This is a genomic window from Kitasatospora cathayae, assembly GCF_027627435.1.
Lineage (GTDB): Bacteria > Actinomycetota > Actinomycetes > Streptomycetales > Streptomycetaceae > Kitasatospora > Kitasatospora cathayae.
Genome location: NZ_CP115450.1, coordinates 2354180 through 2370994, shown reverse-complemented (window position 1 = coordinate 2370994; position 16815 = coordinate 2354180). Strand labels below are relative to the sequence as shown.

General features: G+C 72.6%; 15 protein-coding genes. 4 read left to right on the top strand and 11 right to left on the bottom strand.

Annotated features, from left to right (window positions below):
• Nucleotides 1-11: 11 nt before the first annotated feature.
• From O1G21_RS10570 to O1G21_RS10550, 5 genes are all read right to left on the bottom strand, one after another.
• Nucleotides 12-935 (bottom strand): carbohydrate ABC transporter permease, encoded by a 924-nt coding sequence (locus O1G21_RS10570; protein ID WP_405000621.1) that lies wholly within the window; start codon nucleotides 933-935, stop codon nucleotides 12-14.
• A complete protein-coding gene (locus O1G21_RS10565; RefSeq protein ID WP_270142766.1) occupies nucleotides 907-2160 on the bottom strand; it encodes a sugar ABC transporter substrate-binding protein in 1254 nt (417 codons plus the stop codon). Before O1G21_RS10565 ends, O1G21_RS10570 begins: the two co-directional genes overlap by 29 nt.
• A gap of 63 nt (nucleotides 2161-2223) precedes the next feature.
• Nucleotides 2224-2961 (bottom strand): alpha/beta fold hydrolase, encoded by a 738-nt coding sequence (locus O1G21_RS10560; RefSeq protein WP_270142764.1) that lies wholly within the window; start codon nucleotides 2959-2961, stop codon nucleotides 2224-2226.
• 119 nt (nucleotides 2962-3080) lie between these two features.
• Entirely contained in the window at nucleotides 3081-5828 is a 2748-nt protein-coding gene (locus tag O1G21_RS10555) for a helix-turn-helix transcriptional regulator (RefSeq protein WP_270142762.1), read from the bottom strand.
• Nucleotides 5829-5952: 124 nt separating this feature from the next.
• Nucleotides 5953-6411, bottom strand: coding sequence for an SsgA family sporulation/cell division regulator (locus O1G21_RS10550; RefSeq protein WP_270142760.1), 459 nt, complete (start codon nucleotides 6409-6411; stop codon nucleotides 5953-5955).
• 639 nt (nucleotides 6412-7050) lie between these two features.
• On the opposite strand from O1G21_RS10550, the gene O1G21_RS10545 reads away from it, so the two are divergent.
• Nucleotides 7051-7914 (top strand): helix-turn-helix domain-containing protein, encoded by an 864-nt coding sequence (locus O1G21_RS10545; RefSeq protein ID WP_270142758.1) that lies wholly within the window; start codon nucleotides 7051-7053, stop codon nucleotides 7912-7914.
• A gap of 227 nt (nucleotides 7915-8141) precedes the next feature.
• Here O1G21_RS10545 and O1G21_RS10540 read toward each other — a convergent pair whose 3' ends face one another.
• Complete coding sequence (locus tag O1G21_RS10540) at nucleotides 8142-9065, bottom strand: VOC family protein (protein ID WP_270142756.1); 924 nt, start codon at nucleotides 9063-9065, stop codon at nucleotides 8142-8144.
• Between the two features lie 160 nt (nucleotides 9066-9225).
• Nucleotides 9226-10062 (bottom strand): alpha/beta fold hydrolase, encoded by an 837-nt coding sequence (locus tag O1G21_RS10535; RefSeq protein ID WP_270142754.1) that lies wholly within the window; start codon nucleotides 10060-10062, stop codon nucleotides 9226-9228.
• A gap of 249 nt (nucleotides 10063-10311) precedes the next feature.
• Between O1G21_RS10535 and O1G21_RS10530 the strand changes: the two genes are divergently transcribed.
• Nucleotides 10312-10866 (top strand): Dps family protein, encoded by a 555-nt coding sequence (locus O1G21_RS10530; RefSeq protein WP_270142752.1) that lies wholly within the window; start codon nucleotides 10312-10314, stop codon nucleotides 10864-10866.
• 168 nt (nucleotides 10867-11034) lie between these two features.
• Here O1G21_RS10530 and O1G21_RS10525 read toward each other — a convergent pair whose 3' ends face one another.
• Nucleotides 11035-11802: a GPR1/FUN34/YaaH family transporter gene (locus tag O1G21_RS10525; RefSeq protein ID WP_270142750.1), complete on the bottom strand. Its 768-nt coding sequence runs from the start codon at nucleotides 11800-11802 to the stop codon at nucleotides 11035-11037.
• An 81-nt stretch (nucleotides 11803-11883) separates the two neighbouring features.
• On the bottom strand, nucleotides 11884-13308 hold the full coding sequence (locus O1G21_RS10520; protein WP_270142748.1) for a dihydrolipoyl dehydrogenase family protein: 1425 nt from the start codon (nucleotides 13306-13308) through the stop codon (nucleotides 11884-11886).
• 336 nt (nucleotides 13309-13644) lie between these two features.
• On the opposite strand from O1G21_RS10520, the gene O1G21_RS10515 reads away from it, so the two are divergent.
• Nucleotides 13645-13950, top strand: coding sequence for a GNAT family N-acetyltransferase (locus O1G21_RS10515; protein WP_270142747.1), 306 nt, complete (start codon nucleotides 13645-13647; stop codon nucleotides 13948-13950).
• A 317-nt stretch (nucleotides 13951-14267) separates the two neighbouring features.
• Here O1G21_RS10515 and O1G21_RS10510 read toward each other — a convergent pair whose 3' ends face one another.
• A complete protein-coding gene (locus O1G21_RS10510) occupies nucleotides 14268-14750 on the bottom strand; it encodes a DoxX family protein (RefSeq protein WP_270142745.1) in 483 nt (160 codons plus the stop codon).
• A gap of 32 nt (nucleotides 14751-14782) precedes the next feature.
• On the bottom strand, nucleotides 14783-15445 hold the full coding sequence (locus tag O1G21_RS10505) for a hydrolase (protein WP_270142743.1): 663 nt from the start codon (nucleotides 15443-15445) through the stop codon (nucleotides 14783-14785).
• A 285-nt stretch (nucleotides 15446-15730) separates the two neighbouring features.
• Here O1G21_RS10505 and O1G21_RS10500 point away from each other — a divergent pair, with 285 nt between their 5' ends.
• On the top strand, nucleotides 15731-16813 hold the full coding sequence (locus O1G21_RS10500) for an LLM class flavin-dependent oxidoreductase (protein ID WP_270142742.1): 1083 nt from the start codon (nucleotides 15731-15733) through the stop codon (nucleotides 16811-16813).
• Nucleotides 16814-16815: the final 2 nt, after the last annotated feature.

Below are 16815 nucleotides of genomic sequence, written 5' to 3'. Positions count from 1 at the left end.
CTCTCAGACGGTCAGACGGTCCGGGCACGTCGGTCGGCGCGCAGGTGGAGGACTGCGAACACCAGCGAGAGGACGATGAGCAGGTTGCTCATCGCGGCGCCGCGCCCGAAGTCGAACTGCCGGAAGGACAGTTCGTAGGACTGGGTGGCGATGGTCTCGGTGGCCCCGGCCGGCCCTCCGCCCGTGACCACCAGGATGACGTCCAGCACCTTGACGGTGTAGACCACGCCCAGCACGAGCACCACGCTGACCACCGGCCGCAGCAGTGGCCAGGTGATGTGGCGGAACGAGGCCAGCGGGCCGGCGCCGTCCAGCTTCGCCGCCTCGTACAGGTTCGGGGGGATGTCCTGCAGACCGCCGTACAGGATCGCTGTGTTGAAGGGGACGCCGACCCAGGTGTTGACCAGGACCACCGACAGCAGGGCCTGGGAGGTGCCGGTGAGCCAGGGAACGCCGGATGACGTGAGGTGGAGGCCGCGCAGCACCGCGTTGACGACTCCGGTGTCGGGGTCGAGCATCCACTTCCAGGTGGTTCCGGAGGCGACCAGCGGCAGCAGCCATGGCAGCAGCAGGAGTGACCGCAGCACGCCGCCGAGCGGGAAACGGCGTCGGAAGAACAGGGCGAAGGCCAGGCCGAGGGCGAACTGCCCCAGGACCGAGCCGGCCGTGAACACGGCCGTGGTCAGCAGGGTCCGGGGGAATGCGGAGGACGAGAGGACCGCCGCGTAGTTCCGCAGGCCCGCGAACGGGGCGTCACCGGTGTAGAAGCTCGTGACGGTGTACTGCTGGAAGCTCATCACGACGTTGTCGGCGATCGGGTAGCCGAAGAACAGCAGCAGGTACGTCGCGGCAGGCGCGACGAACAGCCACCGGGTCCAGCGGTCCCCGCGTCGGACCGGCGACGGGTCAGCGGCCTGTGGCGGTCTGCTGCGCATGGCTGAGGGCTTCCTCCGGCGTCTGTTCGCCCGTCAGCGCGGACTGGATCGCGGTGTAGATCCCCGTCGCCGCCTTGGGCCACTCGACGCCGAGCTCGCTGGTACGGGCGCGCGCCACCGCCACGCTCTGGGCGAAGGCGGCCATCGACGGGTTCGCCTCAACATGCTGGGCGGCCACTGCGGTGCGGGAGGGCACGGTGTGGTGCTCCTGGGCCAGGGTGAGCATGTTCGACGGGGAGTTCAGGCAAGCGAGGACCTGGGCGGCCTTCTGCTGCCGGGCTTTGGAAGGGTTCTGCGGGACGGTCCACACCTCGCCGCCGAGCGGGGTGACCGGGGACTGCCCCAGCCGGGGGACCGGGACGGGAGCCACTCCCCAGTGCAGGTCGGCGTCCTGCTCCAGGGCCGGGATGCGCCATGGGCCGTTGATCATCATGGCCGTCCGTCCGGCGACGAACTGGTCGTGGACGTCGGCCTGGGTCCAGTTCAGCACCGACTTCGACATGGAGCCGCTGTTCACCAGGTCGACCCAGAGCTGGAGCGCCTGCGCGGCCTGGGGGGTGTCCAACTGCCGTTCGTCGCCGCCGTTGGACCACAGGAAGGGCAGGAACTGCCAAGTGCCCTCGAAGGTGGCGTTCGCGTCGACCGCCATGCCGTAGCGCCCGGGGCGGGTCAACGTAGCCGCGGCCGCCTTCAGTTCGTCCCAGGTCCTCGGGACGGCGACGCCGGCCTCGGCGAGCATGTCCTTGTTGTAGATCAGGGCGACGGTGCTGACGTTGGGGGCCAGCCCGTACAGCTTGCCCTGGTAGCTGCCCGCCGACGCGATGCCCGGGGCGAAGCCGTCGGCGTCGATGCCGTAGCCGTCCAGCGGGGCCAGTGCGCCGGTCCGGGCGATCTGCTGCAGGTCGGGGTTGTCGAGCATCAGCAGGTCGGGGAGGGTCCGTGAGGACGCCTGCTGCAGGACCTTGGGGACCAGGGACGCCCCCGGGACGCTCGTCTGCTCGACCCGCACCCCGACCGTCCGCCCGCACGCGGTGAGCAGGTCGCCCCACTGGGCGTGTTCGGCCTGGTCGGTGTAGTAGTCGAGCGCGGTGATGGCGGTGACCTCGCCCCCGGACGGCCCGGAACCGGTGCGGTCACCGCATCCGGTGGCGGCCGGCGCCAGGAGGAGGAGCCCGGTCAGGAGGGCGGCGATCCGCCGAGCCGACGATCTGGCCGGTGAGGTCATGCTGGTGCCTTTGCCGGGTGCCTGGGGTCGGGGTCCAATCGGACCCTTCCGTTCGAACGCATATTAAACACCCCCGGGAGTACCCGTGGCGTGCCCGGTGGCCTCCCGGATCATCGCCACCACGGCTTCGGGCCGCGAGAGCGGGACGGCGTGCGAGGCGTCCAGCACGTACTCGGTGGCCGCGATGCGTTGGGCCATGAAGCGCTGGGCGGCGGGGTTGAGCATCCGGTCTGCGGTCGCGATGGCGTACCAGGACGGCTTGTCCGCCCAGGCCGGCGAGCCCGATCTTTCGGTCAGCGCGTCGCAGGCTATCGGGCGTTGTGCTGAGGCAAGCGCCTGCCCGGCCGCGGGTGACAGGTCGTCGGCGTACAGCTGCCGGAACCGTTCCGCGTGGATGTACACCTCGCTGTCGGGGCGGGAGGGGAAGGCTGTGGTGACAGTGGCGTCGGCCATCGGGGAGGGGGCGAAGCGGTTGGTGATGTCCAGCACGCACTCGCCGGCGTCCAGGGCGAACGCGGCGACGTAGCACAGGGCGACCACCTGGTCGGCGTCATCGGTCGGCTGGGTGATCACCGCGCCGCCGTAGCCGTGGCCGACCAGGACGACGGGGGTGTCGAGCTCGCGCAGCAGGCTACGGACGCGCGCGGCGTCATGCGCCGGGCCGCGCAGCGGGTTCGCGGGGGCGTGCACCGTCAAACCGGCGGCGCGCAGCGGGCCGATGACCTCGGACCAGGACGAGGCGTCGGTGAATGCCCCGTGCACCAGCACGACGGTCGGCGGAACGGGGGTGGATCTGTGCATGCCGGTGACCTTCGACTGGGCGGGGAAGTGGGGACGGGGCGATGTCCCACAGGGGGCGATGTCCAAGCCAAGCCGGTCCGGCCGTGGCGGGCATCGCGTGGACGTACCAACGAGCCCGTTCAGGCCTCGGGCAGGGAGGCGACCAGGTTGGCGAGCTGGACCCGGGAGCCGATCGACAGCTTGCGGAACACGGACGTCAGATGGGTGTTGACGGTGTGCGGGGACACCACCAGCACGTCGGCGGCCGACCGGTTGGTGTGGCCCTGGGCGATGAGGCGCGCGACCTTCTCCTCCGAGGCCGTGAGGGCACCCCAGCCCTGGACGGGGCGCTGCACGGTCGCCGTCCGACGGGTGTCGGCCCCGGCGCCCACCAGGACGCGCTGGACCTGTGCCGCCGCGGCGTGGGCGCCCGACTCGGCGAACGTGTCCCGGGCGTGCGCCAGCGCGGCCGCCGCCCGGCGTCGTCGCCCCGCGCCCAGGAGGGCCCGGCCGAGATCGGCGTGGGCAGCGGCCCGGGTCAGCGGGCGGGGGCTCGCCCCGAGCAGGTCCACGGCCTGTTCGAGCACGGCGGGGTCGTTCCGTACGAGCCCACGGGCGTGCGCCGCGACGCCGATGGCGGTCGGCACGGACGGGTTGCGTCCGGCGTGGGCCTCGGCCTGCGCGGCCAGGTCCTCGGCGAGCTGCCGCTCCCCGCCGCGCAGGGACATCCGGACCGCGGCGTCGACCCAGTCGCGCAGCAGGCGCCACCGCATGAAGGGCCCCTGCTGCTGAACCCGGCGGATCCGGTCGACGGCGAGTGCGACGTCCCCGTCGGCCTCGGCGTGGACGGCCTCCAGGAAGTGCACCGCGGCCGTGTTACCGGGGTTCGGTTTGACGGCCAGCTGCTCCCGGGCGGCTAGCAGGTGCTCCCGGGCCGCCTCGCGGTCGCCGCGCAGCAGGGCGATCCGGGAGCGGATCACCCGACCGTTCACCTGCTGGACGGGCACCCGCACCTCGTCCTCCAGGCGTTCCATGGTCACGAAGTCGGCCTCTGCGTCGTCGAGTCGGCCGAGCCCCAGGTCGTGCTGGCCCTGGGCCCACAGCAGCATGGCCTGACGCACCGTGCCGCCCCGGTCCGCCGCCCGGAGGAGCAGGCGCTCACCGGAAGCGAAGTCGTCCACATGCACGTGCGCGACGACCTCCTCGGGGAGGAAGGCGGAGTCGATGGCGCTCAGCGCGGCGAAGCGCTCCAGCGCGACCGCGTTCTCCCCCGCGTTCAGCGCGATCTCGCCCAGCCCCGACAGGGCCAGCACATGGGCCTCCCGGTCGCCGATCGCGGTGGCGGTCCGCAGCGCGGTCTCGCCGGCCTCCCTCGCCGTGGCCAGGTCACGGCCCCGGGACAGGGCCAGGGCGCGCAGGGCGGCCAGCCGGGCGCAGATCTCCGGGGCGGAGCCGCCCGCGGCGAGCGCGGTCTCGGCCCGGCGGCGCAGTTCCTCGGCGAGGTCCATGGTCCACAGCGCCCCGCCCAGGGCGGACTGAAGCCGGCCGAAGGTGTCCAGTGGAGGCCGGTCGGCCAAGAGCCGGTCACCGGTCTCCAGCGCCTCGCGGTTGCGGCCGGCCCGGGCCAGGCAGAGGATCGTCTGCTCGCCCACATCGAACTTCAACTTTCCTGCTGCTGGCGACAGTTCGAGGGCGCGCAACATCATGTCGGCCGCCGGGCCGGGGGTGACGGCCAGCACGTCGTCGGCCGCTCGCCGCAGCAGTGCCACGGCCTCCTCGTCCCCGGGCACGGCGCCCCGGAGGATGTGCGGCACGGCGTCAGCCGGCTGCCGGCCCGCGGTGACCAGGCGGCGGGCGGCCTCGCGGTGCAGGGCCTTGCGGGCCGACGGCGGGATGTCGGCGTACACCGCCTGGCGCAGCAGATCGTGCCGGAAGACCAACTGGTCGCCGTCGTCGTCCAGGAGCCCGGCGCGCACCGCCTCCTCGAGCGCCGGGAGCAGGGCGGCGGCCGGGCGGTCGCAGAGCGCGGCGGCGTCGTCGAAGCCGAACCGGCGGCCCAGCACCGCGCCCATCTGGAGAAAGCGCAGCGTGTCGGGCTGCAGGGACCGGAGCCTGCCGCGCACGCCGACCACGAGCCGGGAGGGCATGACGTCCTGCGAGGCGTCGGCGGCCCGCAGTCCGGCCAGCATCTCGACCGCCAGGAACGGGTTCCCGCCGGCGCCGTCGAGCAGGTCCCGCACCCACGTCTCGACCGCCGGTCCGAGCGTGTCGTCGGCGAGTTGACCGATGGCCGCGCCGGACAGCGGGCCCAGGGGCACCGTGACCGTGGGAAGGCCGCCGGCGGCGGCCGCCACGATCTCCTCGGCCGGGCCGGCCGGCTCCCGGCGTGCAGTCAGCATCCACAGGACCGGCGAGGTCCGCAGGCGGGTCGGCAACTGCTGCAGGGCGAAGCGGCTCAGCGCGTCGGCCCATTGCACGTCGTCCAGACCGATCAGCACCGGCGCGTCTGTGGCCCGGGCCTCGATCACCTCCGCCAGGCGCTCCACGAGCCAGATCCGCTGGTCGTGGCCGCGGGCGAGATCGGCGAGGTCGTCTCCGGACAGCAGCGGCCGGTCGCCGTGCAGGATGCTGGCCGCCAGCGACGAGAACGGCACGATGTGGTGCAGTTCATCGGCCTTGCCGAGGCCCACGGAGAACCCCGCCGCGGCGGCTCGGGAGGCGGCCTCGGCGAGAAGGGTGGTCTTGCCGATGCCCGGTTCCCCCTGGATCAGGGCCAGTCCGCCACTCCCGGTGCCGGCCACCGAGGTGATCAGCGCCTGGAGCCGTGCGAGTTCGGCCTCCCGGCCGCGCAGACCGCGATGGGACAGCGGACCGCCTGACCCTGCCATTCGAGCTTCTTCCCGTCCACCCACGCCGACCGCAGTCGGGTTCCGGCCGCGCCGTTGTCCCAGGCTTCCAGAGGGTACGCGGTGGTGGTCGGCCGCTGCACCGCAGGTGGTGGCAGCGGGACCCTCAGCCGGTGTGGCCGGGCAGCACGGCGTCCCAGTCGATCGCGTCGGCTTCGGTACCCGGGGGGACGAGGGCGAAGGTCTCCCGGCGGAGCCAGCGACGCACCTGACGGGACGGGAGGTCGATCAGGACGACCTCGTCGCGGTTGCGGAGCATGACGCGCAGGGCCGCCCGGCCGTGGCAGGTGCAGGGGGGCCAGATCCTGACGTCGCCGTGGCCGGCCGGCCGCTGCAGTCCCTCCCAGAGGAGGTCGCGGGAGAACTGCCAGACGCCCGCCTCGGCGGCCGGGCCGAGGAACTCGAGCGCGACGGCGATCGGGTCGTCGCTGCGGTAGCCCAGGCGCACGGGGACGTCGAAGGACTCGTGCTCGCCCAGGACGAGTCGGGCGTCGAGGAGGATCTCGGTGCAGGCGGCCTCCGGGCGGGGCTGGGAGGAGCTGGGCCGCGACTGGTGGGCAGGCAATGGATTCTCCTGGGTCGGTATCGGGGTCGTTGTCGGGGCGGGTGCCGGGCGCCGGTGCGCGGGAGGTGGGTGGGTGGGGCCGCGCGGGGTGGCGCAGTGGTCCCGCCTCGCCCCCGGGAACCGCCGTGGACACGGAGGCGGCGGATCCGCCGTCCAGGCTAGGAAAGGGGGGCGGCGGGGATGTTCTGGTGGTGCACGGCGACGTGACGGCCCGTGCACCTTCCCGGCCGCCGGGCCGGGCGGGAAGCGGGTTCGTCGCGGGCGTGCCCGGTGTCGGGGAGCGGCGCGGTCAGGCGGTCCCACCGACCGTCGTCGCTCCGGTGCCAGTGGCCGAACTTAGCTGCCCTGCAAGCTCTTTGGTCTTCCGCTCCAGGTGCCGTCAAGGCCTTCTCCGAGGAGTGGGTGCCACTCGGCATGGGCGTCGTCCGGGTCGGGTGGAGCCGCTGGAACCTCGGTTTGTTGAATGTTTGTCCAGCCGTTCCACTCCTTGTATGAATGGCGCCAGAAGAACTTCCCCTCCTGAGCGCCCCGTTGCCGGCGCCGCCGCCCCGCCGTGCGGCGAGCCGCCCTCGCCAGCATCCGCACAGCACCACTTCCAACCGGTCGGAGTTTCCCGTGAACCAGTCGGGTCCCTCGCCCATGCTCGAAACCCCCGCGCCCGAAGCCGAAACCCACCTGCTCGACCAGGTCGCCCGCGGCGGCGGCAACGGCTGCATCGACATCCTCTCGCCGCCGCCCGGAACCGATCCCGAGGACTGCCTCTACGTCGCCCTGCACGTCCACGGTGCGGCCTCCGTTCGACGCGGCGCGGCCAGCACCGTGCTGGCCCCGGGGGACCTGCTGATCAGTGCCACCCCCCACCCGGCGGGCCTGTTGCAGGACTCCGAGTGCCGGATGGTCCGCTTCCGCATCCCCTGCTTCTACCTGGGCGTCCGGCAGGGCGATGTCCGGCGCGCGGGCGGGCTGGTGGCGCGGGGGAACGAGGGGATCGGCTCGCTCGCCTTCCAGTTCCTCCGCATCCTGGCCACCCAGGCGCGGGCCCACCGGGCCCGGCCAGGCCACCACCTCGCGCTCAGTGCCTCCGACATCGTCGCCATCCTGGTGACCGAGCTGCTCGCCCGGGAGGACCCGGAACACCCCAACGGCGCGACCGAGTTGCTGTCCCGGATCCGCGCCCACATCGAGCAGAACCTCGCCGACCCGAACCTCTCGCCCAGATCGATCGCCCGCTCGCACCACATCTCGGTGCGCTACCTCCACAAGCTCTTCCAGCAGGACGGGATGACCGTGGGCCAGTGGGTGCGACGGCGTCGGCTGGAGGCCTGCCGTCGGGAGCTGGGGCGCCCGTCCCGTCGGCAGGCCAGTGTGTCCGCCGTCGCGCACCGCTGGGGCTTCGTCAGCCACTCCCACTTCAGCCGGGCGTTCCGCGACGCCTTCGGCGTCTCGCCCCGCGAGTGGCAGGCCTACGCCACCCGGACCGAGGGAATCCACTCCGCCTCCTGATCCCTCCACCCGGTGCCATCCGAACGGCCGCCGTACCCCCGAAGCCCGGCCGAAGTGTCTCCGGGGGCGGGTGAGGACACGCTCTGCGGGTGCCGCCGCTCGGCGCGTGTTGCCCGGCGGGCACCGCCCGGGCCGCGTTGTCACAGATAGTCGGCACCGTGCACATGGCGCTGCACCGCCGGTCCTGGTGAGGACGGGCGGTGCAGCGCCGGGCATGGTCCGGGGGGTCAGCGGCCGGCGTGGATCTCCGCGACGTAGCCGCCCGGGAACCGGACCATCGCGCTCTCCCGTCCGTCCGCGCGGACCGGCCCCGACAGCACGGTCGCGCCGGCCGCCCTGGCCCGGCCCAGGGTCGCGCCGAGGTCCGGTACGCCGTAGCCGGTGGTCTCCAGGCCGAACGGGTGGGGCAGGTGGCCGTCCGTCACCGCGACGGTGGTGGCGCCGAAGCCGGAGGTGAGCCGGATCAGCCGGTACGTCGTCCCGGGCAGGCCGATGGCGGCGCCGTCGGCCCGCCGGTCGTCGGAGACGACGCGGCCCCGGGTGAAGGCGAGGTAGCTGTCCAAGAAGGCGCGGACGGAGTCCGGCGGCAGGTAGATCCGGTTCTCCGGCACGCTCGCCGGGGCGGGGTAGGACGGCGCGGTCGTGTGGACGTACAGCTGGGCGTTGACCCCGCCGGGGAACTGGACGACGGCGTCCCGGCCGATCGGGTCGGCGAACGGCGCCACGGTGACGGCCGCGCCGTCGGCCCGGGCGGTTCGGACCGCCTGGTCGAGGTCGGTCACCAGCCAGCCGGTGCGCTCGGTGCCGAACGGGTACGGCACGGGCGTGGTGTAGTCGAACACCGACAGCGTGCCGACCGGCGAGACGATCAGTTCGGACAGCGTCCGGCTGGGTGTCGGGGTCACCTGGGTGGAGACCGGGCCGATCGTGGTGCCGCCGAAGGTGGACGTCCAACTGGTCACGAAGGCCTGCTCGGTGCCCGGCGAAACGTACACGTGGGTGGTGTCGTACTGCGGGCCGACGGCGAAGTCCAGGTGCGTGCCCGGCGGCTTCGCCGGGCTGCTCTGGGTGGCCGAGGCGGTGGGGACCGCCGCCAGTGCGGCGACCGCCGTCACCAACGGGACCACGCGTCGGGCGAATCGAAGCTTCACGGGACCTCCTGGTCGTGGTGCGCGCCCGGCGCCCGTGGGGAACGGGCGCCGGGCGCGGGTCAGTGGTCGGTACCGCCGTCGCCGGCTGGGCCTGGGACCGGCGACGGCGGTACCGACGACGGGGCGGACGGCCGCCGTCGGGGGAGGGCGGCCGCCCGGGTCACTTCGCGAGGAAGGCGAGCAGCGCGGTGTTGACCTCCTCGGCGTGGGTCCACAGCAGGCCGTGCGGCGCGCCCTCGATCTCCACGTACTCGGCGGAGGGCAGCGCGCGGTGGAACGGCCGGGCGGTGTTCTCCACGGGCAGGATGCGGTCGCCGGTGCCGTGCAGGATCAGGGTGGGGACGTCGATGCGCGGGATGTCCGCGCGGAAGTCCGTGTACCAGGTGGTCGGGGCGGCCGAGGCGGCGAAGGAGCCGCCGCTCGCCGCGACGTCCCAGCTGTTGCGGACGGCCTCCTCGCTGATCCGGCTGCCGAGGTTCTCGTCCAGGTTGTAGAAGTCCTGGTAGAAGGCGGTGTAGTAGGCGTACCGGTCGGCCTTCACGGCGGCGACGATGCCGTCGAAGAAGTCCTTCGTGGCGACGCCGTCCGGGTTGTCGTCGGTCTTCAGCAGGAACGGCTCCAGGGAGGCGAGGAAGGCGACCTTGGCGACGCGGGCCGAACCGTAGGTGGACACGTAGCGGGCGACCTCGCCGGTGCCCATCGAGAAGCCGACCAGCACGGCGTCGTGCAGGTCGAGGGTCTCCAGCACGGTGTTGAGGTCCGCGGCGAAGGTGTCGTAGTCGTAGCCGGTGGTCGGCTGCGAGGACTGACCGAAGCCGCGCCGGTCGTAGGTGATGACCCGGTAGCCGGCGTCCAGCAGTTCGGCGCTCTGCCGCTCCCAGGAGTGTCCGCTCAGCGGGAATCCGTGGATGAGGACGACGGGCTGCCCGGTGCCGTGGTCCTCGTAGTAGAGGTCGATGGAGGTGGAGTTCTCCTGGCCAACGGTGATGAACGGCATGGTTCTTCCTATCTCTCGGTCAGCGGTTGGCTGCGATGGGGCTCACGCTAGGGGCGGCCGCCGCCGGCTTGTTGCCTCGGAGAGCACCCGGTGTCGTCCGAGAGTGCTCCGGTTGCCCGGCGACTCACCCGGGCCCGACTCCCGTGCGGGTGCACGGAAAGAACGCAGGCGGTGCGCCGTCGGAACAAGCCGGGGGCCCGCGCGTTCCTAGCCTGATCCCCGAACAGCCCAGCCATTCCCAGGAGCACCATGAACAGCCAGCCACACCTCCACCAACACGGCGCGGAGATCCAGGAGTTCGGGACCGTCACCCAGCTGCCGATCGCGCTCTCCCACGACGCCCGGCAGTACTCGTGCCAGCGGCTCAACCGCGTCCTCGCGGACACCCAGTTCCTGTACTCGCTGTACAAGAAGTGCCACTGGGGCATGCGCGGGCCGACCGCCTACCAGCTGCACCTGCTTTTCGACAAGCATGCCCAGGAGCAGCTGGAGCTGGTCGACGCGCTCGCCGAACGGGTCCAGACGCTCGGTGGCGTCGCCGTGGGCGACCCCCGGCACGCCGCGCTGATCACCGGGGTGCCGCGCCCGCCGGACGGCGTGGAGGGCGTGCACTCGATGCTCTCGCGCCTGCTCGACGCCCACGAGACCATCCTCGCCGACGTCCGCGACGCCGCCACCCGCACGGCGGAGCTCGGCGACGACGGTACCCAGGACCTCCTGGTCTCCCAGATCATCCGAACCGGCGAGACCCAGGTCTGGTTCCTCGCCGAGCACCTGGTGGTCACCCCCGAGACCGGGGCGTGAGCGCGGGCCGGGCCCGTTGTGGGGCGGGCCCGGCCCGCTCGGTGCCGGGTCCGTTCGTCGGCGGGCCCGGCACTTCTTCGTGCCGTCCACCCACTCCGGGGGCGCGGACTCCGCAGGCCGTGGACGAAACGCCGTCAGATCGATCCGGGCGGTCGGACGGGCCACCGACTACAGGGTCCGGCGCACACCCGCATGCTGTTCCAGCCGGTTCAGCTGATCGGCCAGTCCCGCGTGCATGGCGTCCCGCACGGGACCGCTGCGTCCGATCCACAGGGCCTCCCTGCCTCGGAGCTCCTCCAGCATCAGGGCGTAGGCGGCGTACATCGCGACCGCCGCGAGGAGCAAGCCGAGTGCCCCGGCGGTGTGGCCCAGCCAGGCCGCGCCCGAGAGGCCGTAGACGCCGGCGACGAAGTAGCGCGGTACGGCGATCAGCAGGAGCAGCCACAGCACCTTCTTCGGCTTGGCCACCGATGCCATCAGCGCGGCGAAGACCGTGAACGCCAGGTTCATCACACCGAGCACCTGCGCCCCGCCGTGGGCGTCCGCCGACGTGACCAGGCCGTTGGCCAGCCAGGCGCCGGCGAATCCGCCCATCAGCGTCGCCGCGATGACGTCACGGGCGCCGAACGCGAGGACGCTGACCAGTAGTTGGAGCACGAAGGCGGAGAAGACCGTGAGCGCCACGGCCTGCCGGTTCGCACTGTCGATCAGGCCGAGCTGCAGGCTTCCGATCACAACGGAGGAGATGGCCACCGTGAAGAAGCCCAGGGGCATCGGCGAGGCGATGGGCCGCAGCGTGATCCGTGTCATGGCGTGCAGGTCCGGCTCGGCTCCGGTACCGGCCACCGGATCCGTGCCCGTGGGCGTCTCGATCCCGGCCACCGTCGGGTCCGGCCCGCCCGGCCGCTCGTCTTCTCTCGTTGCAGCCACCATCATTTCGCTCCTTGCTCTCGGTACTTCGTGTCCTCGGGACGACCGCCGACAGGACGGCCGTCCGCTTGCTCTGCGACTTCTTCCTCAGCCGCGCCAGGCCTCCAGCAGGCGCAGCCAGACCTCGCTGATGGTCGGGTAGGCGGGTACCGCGTGCCAGAGCCGGCTGAGCGGTACCTCCCCGGCGACGGCGACGGTCGCCGAGTGGAGCAGTTCCGCGACCGCGGATCCGACGAAGGTCGCCCCCACCACGGTCTCCCGGTCCAGGTCGATGACGGCCCTGGCCTGCCCGCGGTACCCGTCGGCGTACAGCGCGGCCCCCGCCACGTTGCCGATTCGGTAGTCGACGGCCCGCACGCGCCGGCCGGTCGCGGTTGCCTCGGCGAGGGTGAGGCCGACCGAGGCGACCTCCGGGTCGGTGAAGACCACCTGGGGCACGGCCGTCCGGTCGGCGGTCGCGACGCTGCGCCCCCAGGGCGCGAGGTCGAGTTCACGGCCGGCCGCCCGGTCGGCGATCACCGCGCCGAAGACCCGGCCCTGGTACTTGCCCTGATGGGTCAGCAGCGCGCGGCGGTTGACGTCGCCGGCCGCGTAGAGCCAGCCGCCGGCCACGCCCACGGCCAGCCCGGTGTCGTCCACCTCGATCCATCCGCCGGGCTCCAGCCCGACCGTCTCCAGCCCCAGATCGCCGGTCGCGGGCCGCCGTCCGGTGGCGAACAGCACCTCGTCGGCCCGCAGTTCGCCATGCTCGCCGAGGTCCAGGACGACCTCGCCGTCCCGGGCCAGGCCGGTCACCGACGCCCCGAACCGCAGGTCGACCCCGGACTCCCGAAGCGCCTCGGCCACCAGCTGACCGGCGAAGGGCTCCAGTCGCGGCAGGAGGGCCTGTTCCCGGACCAGCAGGGTCACCCGGCTGCCCAGCGCGCTCCAGGCCGTGGCCATCTCCACGGCGACGACGCCGCCGCCGACGACGGCCAGCCGGCCGGGGGCCTCGGGTGCGCTGGTCGCCTCGCGACTGGTCCACACACCCGTGTGCTCGATGCCCGGCAGGTCGGGCAGGGCTGCACCGGTGCCGGTACAGACGGCCACGGCGTGACGTGCGGTCAGGATGCGGCGGCCCCCGCCGGGGACGTCCACCACGACCCGTCGCTCGCCGTCCAGCCGGCCGTGCCCGCGGACCAGCGTGATCCCGGCGGACTCCAGCCAGGCCACTTGGCCGTCGTCCCGCCACAGCGAGGCGAAGTCGTCCCGGCGCCGCAGCACCGCGTCGGCATCCAGCCCGTCCCCGACCGCCGCCCGCGCGCCCGGCAGCCGCTGCGCCTCCCGCAGCGCGGCCGGCGGCCGGAGCAGCGCCTTGCTCGGCATGCACGCCCAGTACGAGCACTCGCCGCCCACGAGCTCGCGTTCGACGATCGCCACGCTCAGCCCGCCGGCCCGCGCGCGATCGGCGAGGTTCTCCCCGGTCGGACCGGCACCCAGCACCACGAGGTCGAACTCGTCGGTTCCGCTCATCTCTTCGCCCGTTCCCTCACGCCGTCTCTGGTCATGCACCGGCAGGCCTGCGTTGGGCAGGTCCGGCCCCTGAACGACGCTAGGCAGCCCGACCGGGTCGGCGTGTTCTCCGCGTGCTCAGGGCTGTCCCCAGGAGGTACGGAGTGCCGTCCGAGCGCCGTCCCAGCCGGCGGCACCTTGGTTCGTGGCTAGGTTGGCCGTCGACGGGAGCCGTGCGATGCCAGGGGGACAAATGTTTATTCTTAAACTATGCTCCCGGTGTCGCCGCGATCCGGCCGTCAACGATCAGGTGCCGCCCATTCCCGAGGCGGTCGACCACACCCCGCAGGAGGAACGATGGAGCAGCTCGTCAGCGACAACGCCGACAAGTCCCGGTTCGAGATCCACGACGGTGGCGAACTCGCCGGCTTCGCCGAGTACCACCGCTCCGGCGACGAGATCGCCTTCATCCACACCGAGATCGACCCGCGCTTCGAGGGCCGGGGACTGGCCGGCGGGCTGGCGCGTGCCGCGCTGGACGCGGCGCGCGAGCAGGGGCTCGCCGTGCTGCCCTACTGCCCCTTCATCCGCGGGTGGATCACCAAGCACCCCGAGTACGCCGATCTGGTCCCCGCCTCCCACCGTGCCCGGTTCGGCCTCTGAGTCACCGCACACCGGCGTGGCGGCTCCGGCGGGCGCACGCCGGCCCGGGCCCGGCCCATTCCCGGGCCGGCACGGCGTGTGTCACGACTGGCTCGCTCGGCACGGACTTCCGGGCCGTGTGCTCGAATTCGCGGTCGATCCCGGTGCGGCGCACGTGGTGCTGGGCACAGAGCTCCGCCCGCGAGGTCACCGTGAAGACCTCGATGAACCGGTTTGGTTCGGCTGTGTCCCGGTCGACCTTCCCTGGGTGACGAATGGGCGTGGGCCCCGGGGCAGGTAGCTGCCCCGGGGCCCACGCGATCGGGAGTTGCCCGCGGTCAGGCCCGGTGCAGGGCGAGCCGTGTGGCCAGGCCGCCGCCCACGCCGGCGACCACCGCCACCGGCAGCCACCACAACGGCCAGTGCGCCAGGCCGAGGGCGCCGTCGAGCGACCACTGGCCGGGGCCGGTGGCGGCCAGCACCGCACCGATGACGATCAGCACGAGGGGGTACTCGTACCCGTCGTGCTGCACCCACAGCCCGTGCGGCCACTTGACGGTGAGGGCGACGGTCATCACGCCCATCACACCCGAGCCGGCCAGCGGAGTGAGCAGGCCGAGCGCCAGCATCAGTCCGGCCCCGATCTGGGTGCCGCCCGCGGCGAGCGCGGTGAGCCTCCCGCCGCGGAAGCCGTCGCCGCGGAACTCGGCGGTACCACCCGCCAGTCCGCTGCCGCCCAGGCGGAAGCTGACCTTCTGGACGCCGTGGCCCGCGATCAGCAGGCCGGCGACCACCCGCAGCAGGAGAAGGCCCGTGTTCATGATGGACTCCGGTCGAGTTCGGTCGCGGCCCGTCAGCCGGCGGCGTGCGGGTTGATCATGGCCTGGGCGTAGACGACGCCCATGCCGTAGGCGCCGCCGTGCTCCTTGACCAGGTCCGTCACCGCGACGTAGGTCTCGGTCCGGGCCCAGTCGCGCTGGAGCTCCAGCAGCACCTGAAGCCAGGTGACCGGCACCGCGCCGGCCGCGGTCATCCGCTGCAGGGCGTGCTCGTGCGCCCGCGGGCTCACACCGCCCGACGCGTCCGCGACCACGTACACCTCGTAGCCCTGCTCCAGCGCCGACAGCGCCGGCAGGACCAGGCAGACCTCGGTCCACAGGCCCGACAGGATGATCTTGCTGCGGCCGGTCGCCTTGACCGCCTCGACCAGCGCCTCGTCCTCCCAGGCGTTCATGCTGGTCCGGTCGACGATCCCGTGATCGGGGAAGACCGCCTTCAGCTGCGGGAGGATCGGCCCGGAGAAGGACTCCGCCGCCACGGTGGAGAGCACCACCGGTACGTCGAAGATCTTCGCGGCCTTCGCCAGGCCGACGGTCGAATTGATGATGGAGGTGCGGTCACCGCTGCCGGTGCCGAAGAACATCTGCGGCTGGTGGTCGACGAACAGCATCATCGAGTTGTCCGGGGTGAGCAGATCGGGGCTCGGGGCGGCGTGGACCGTGGCGAAGTCGACCATGGTTCTTCTCCATTCGGGGAGTTGACGGGAACGCAGGCGCCTGGCTGGGCCATCAGGGCGCCACGTTCGACGACGCTAATGCGCGCCGGCCCGACGCGGCTGCTCGCTGCGCGCCCGGGACTGTTCCCAGACTGCACTGACAGCGCGTTCCCAGGTCGGCCGCACGCGCCGTGCGCTGCGGGGCAACCGACGATGCGCTGCGAAGGCACTCCGGGCACCGCGGTCTGCCTAGGTTCGCCGGGGCGGCTCCACCGGGCCGCCCGGTCAGCGGAAAGGCGGCACCCCTTGCAGTTCGGGATATTCAGCGTCGGCGACGTGACGGTCGACCCCACCACGGGACGGGCGCCGTCCGAGCACGAGCGCATCAAGGCGATCCTGGCCATCGCGCTCAAGGCCGAGGAGGTCGGACTCGACGTCTTCGCCACCGGGGAGCACCACAACCCACCGTTCGTGCCGTCCTCGCCCACCACCATGCTCGGCTGGATCGCCGCGCGGACCGAGCGGATCGTGCTCTCCACCGCGACCACCCTGATCACCACCAACGACCCGGTGAAGATCGCCGAGGACTACGCGATGCTGCAGCACGTCGCTGACGGCCGGGTCGACCTGATGCTCGGGCGCGGCAACACCGGCCCGGTCTACCCCTGGTTCGGCCAGGACATCCGCCAGGGTCTCCCGCTCGCGGTGGAGAACTACGCGCTGCTGCACCGGTTGTGGCGCGAGGACGTGGTGGACTGGGAGGGCCGCTTCCGCACCCCGCTGCAGTCCTTCACCGCCACCCCGCGTCCGCTGGACGGCATACCGCCCTTCGTGTGGCACGGCTCGATCCGCAGCCCGGAGATCGCCGAGCAGGCCGCCTACTACGGTGACGGCTTCTTCCACAACAACATCTTCTGGCCGCAGGAGCACACCCGGCGGATGGTCGAGCTCTACCGCACCCGCTTCGCCCACCACGGCCACGGGACGCCCGAGCAGGCGATCGTCGGGCTCGGCGGGCAGGTCTTCATGCGCCGCAACTCCCAGGACGCGGTCCGCGAGTTCCGTCCGTACTTCGACAACGCTCCGGTCTACGGCCACGGGCCCTCACTGGAGGAGTTCACGGAGCAGACGCCGCTGACCGTGGGCAGCCCCCAGCAGGTCATCGAACGCACCCTGGGTTTCCGCGAGGTGGTCGGGGACTACCAGCGCCAGCTGTTCCTGATGGACCACGCCGGGCTGCCGCTGAAGACCGTGCTGGAGCAGCTCGACATCCTCGGCGAGGAGGTGGTGCCCGTGCTCCGCAAGGAGTTCGCCGCCGGCCGGCCCGAGACCGTGCCCGACGCACCCACCCACGCCACGCTCCGGGACCGCGTCCCCACCGCCTCCTGACC

Excerpts from the sequence above, each read along its gene's own strand:
- O1G21_RS10565 (WP_270142766.1), bottom strand. The coding sequence starts at position 2,160 with ATGACCTCACCGGCCAGATCGTCGGCTCGGCGGATCGCCGCCCTCCTG.
- O1G21_RS10510 (WP_270142745.1), bottom strand. The coding sequence starts at position 14,750 with ATGAACACGGGCCTTCTCCTGCTGCGGGTGGTCGCCGGCCTGCTGATC.
- O1G21_RS10560 (WP_270142764.1), bottom strand. The coding sequence starts at position 2,961 with ATGCACAGATCCACCCCCGTTCCGCCGACCGTCGTGCTGGTGCACGGG.
- O1G21_RS10505 (WP_270142743.1), bottom strand. The coding sequence starts at position 15,445 with ATGGTCGACTTCGCCACGGTCCACGCCGCCCCGAGCCCCGATCTGCTC.
- O1G21_RS10555 (WP_270142762.1), bottom strand. The coding sequence starts at position 5,828 with ATGGCAGGGTCAGGCGGTCCGCTGTCCCATCGCGGTCTGCGCGGCCGG.
- O1G21_RS10515 (WP_270142747.1), top strand. The coding sequence starts at position 13,645 with ATGGAGCAGCTCGTCAGCGACAACGCCGACAAGTCCCGGTTCGAGATC.
- O1G21_RS10530 (WP_270142752.1), top strand. The coding sequence starts at position 10,312 with ATGAACAGCCAGCCACACCTCCACCAACACGGCGCGGAGATCCAGGAG.
- O1G21_RS10525 (WP_270142750.1), bottom strand. The coding sequence starts at position 11,802 with ATGATGGTGGCTGCAACGAGAGAAGACGAGCGGCCGGGCGGGCCGGAC.
- O1G21_RS10570 (WP_405000621.1), bottom strand. The coding sequence starts at position 935 with ATGCGCAGCAGACCGCCACAGGCCGCTGACCCGTCGCCGGTCCGACGC.
- O1G21_RS10545 (WP_270142758.1), top strand. The coding sequence starts at position 7,051 with ATGCTCGAAACCCCCGCGCCCGAAGCCGAAACCCACCTGCTCGACCAG.
- O1G21_RS10535 (WP_270142754.1), bottom strand. The coding sequence starts at position 10,062 with ATGCCGTTCATCACCGTTGGCCAGGAGAACTCCACCTCCATCGACCTC.
- O1G21_RS10520 (WP_270142748.1), bottom strand. The coding sequence starts at position 13,308 with ATGAGCGGAACCGACGAGTTCGACCTCGTGGTGCTGGGTGCCGGTCCG.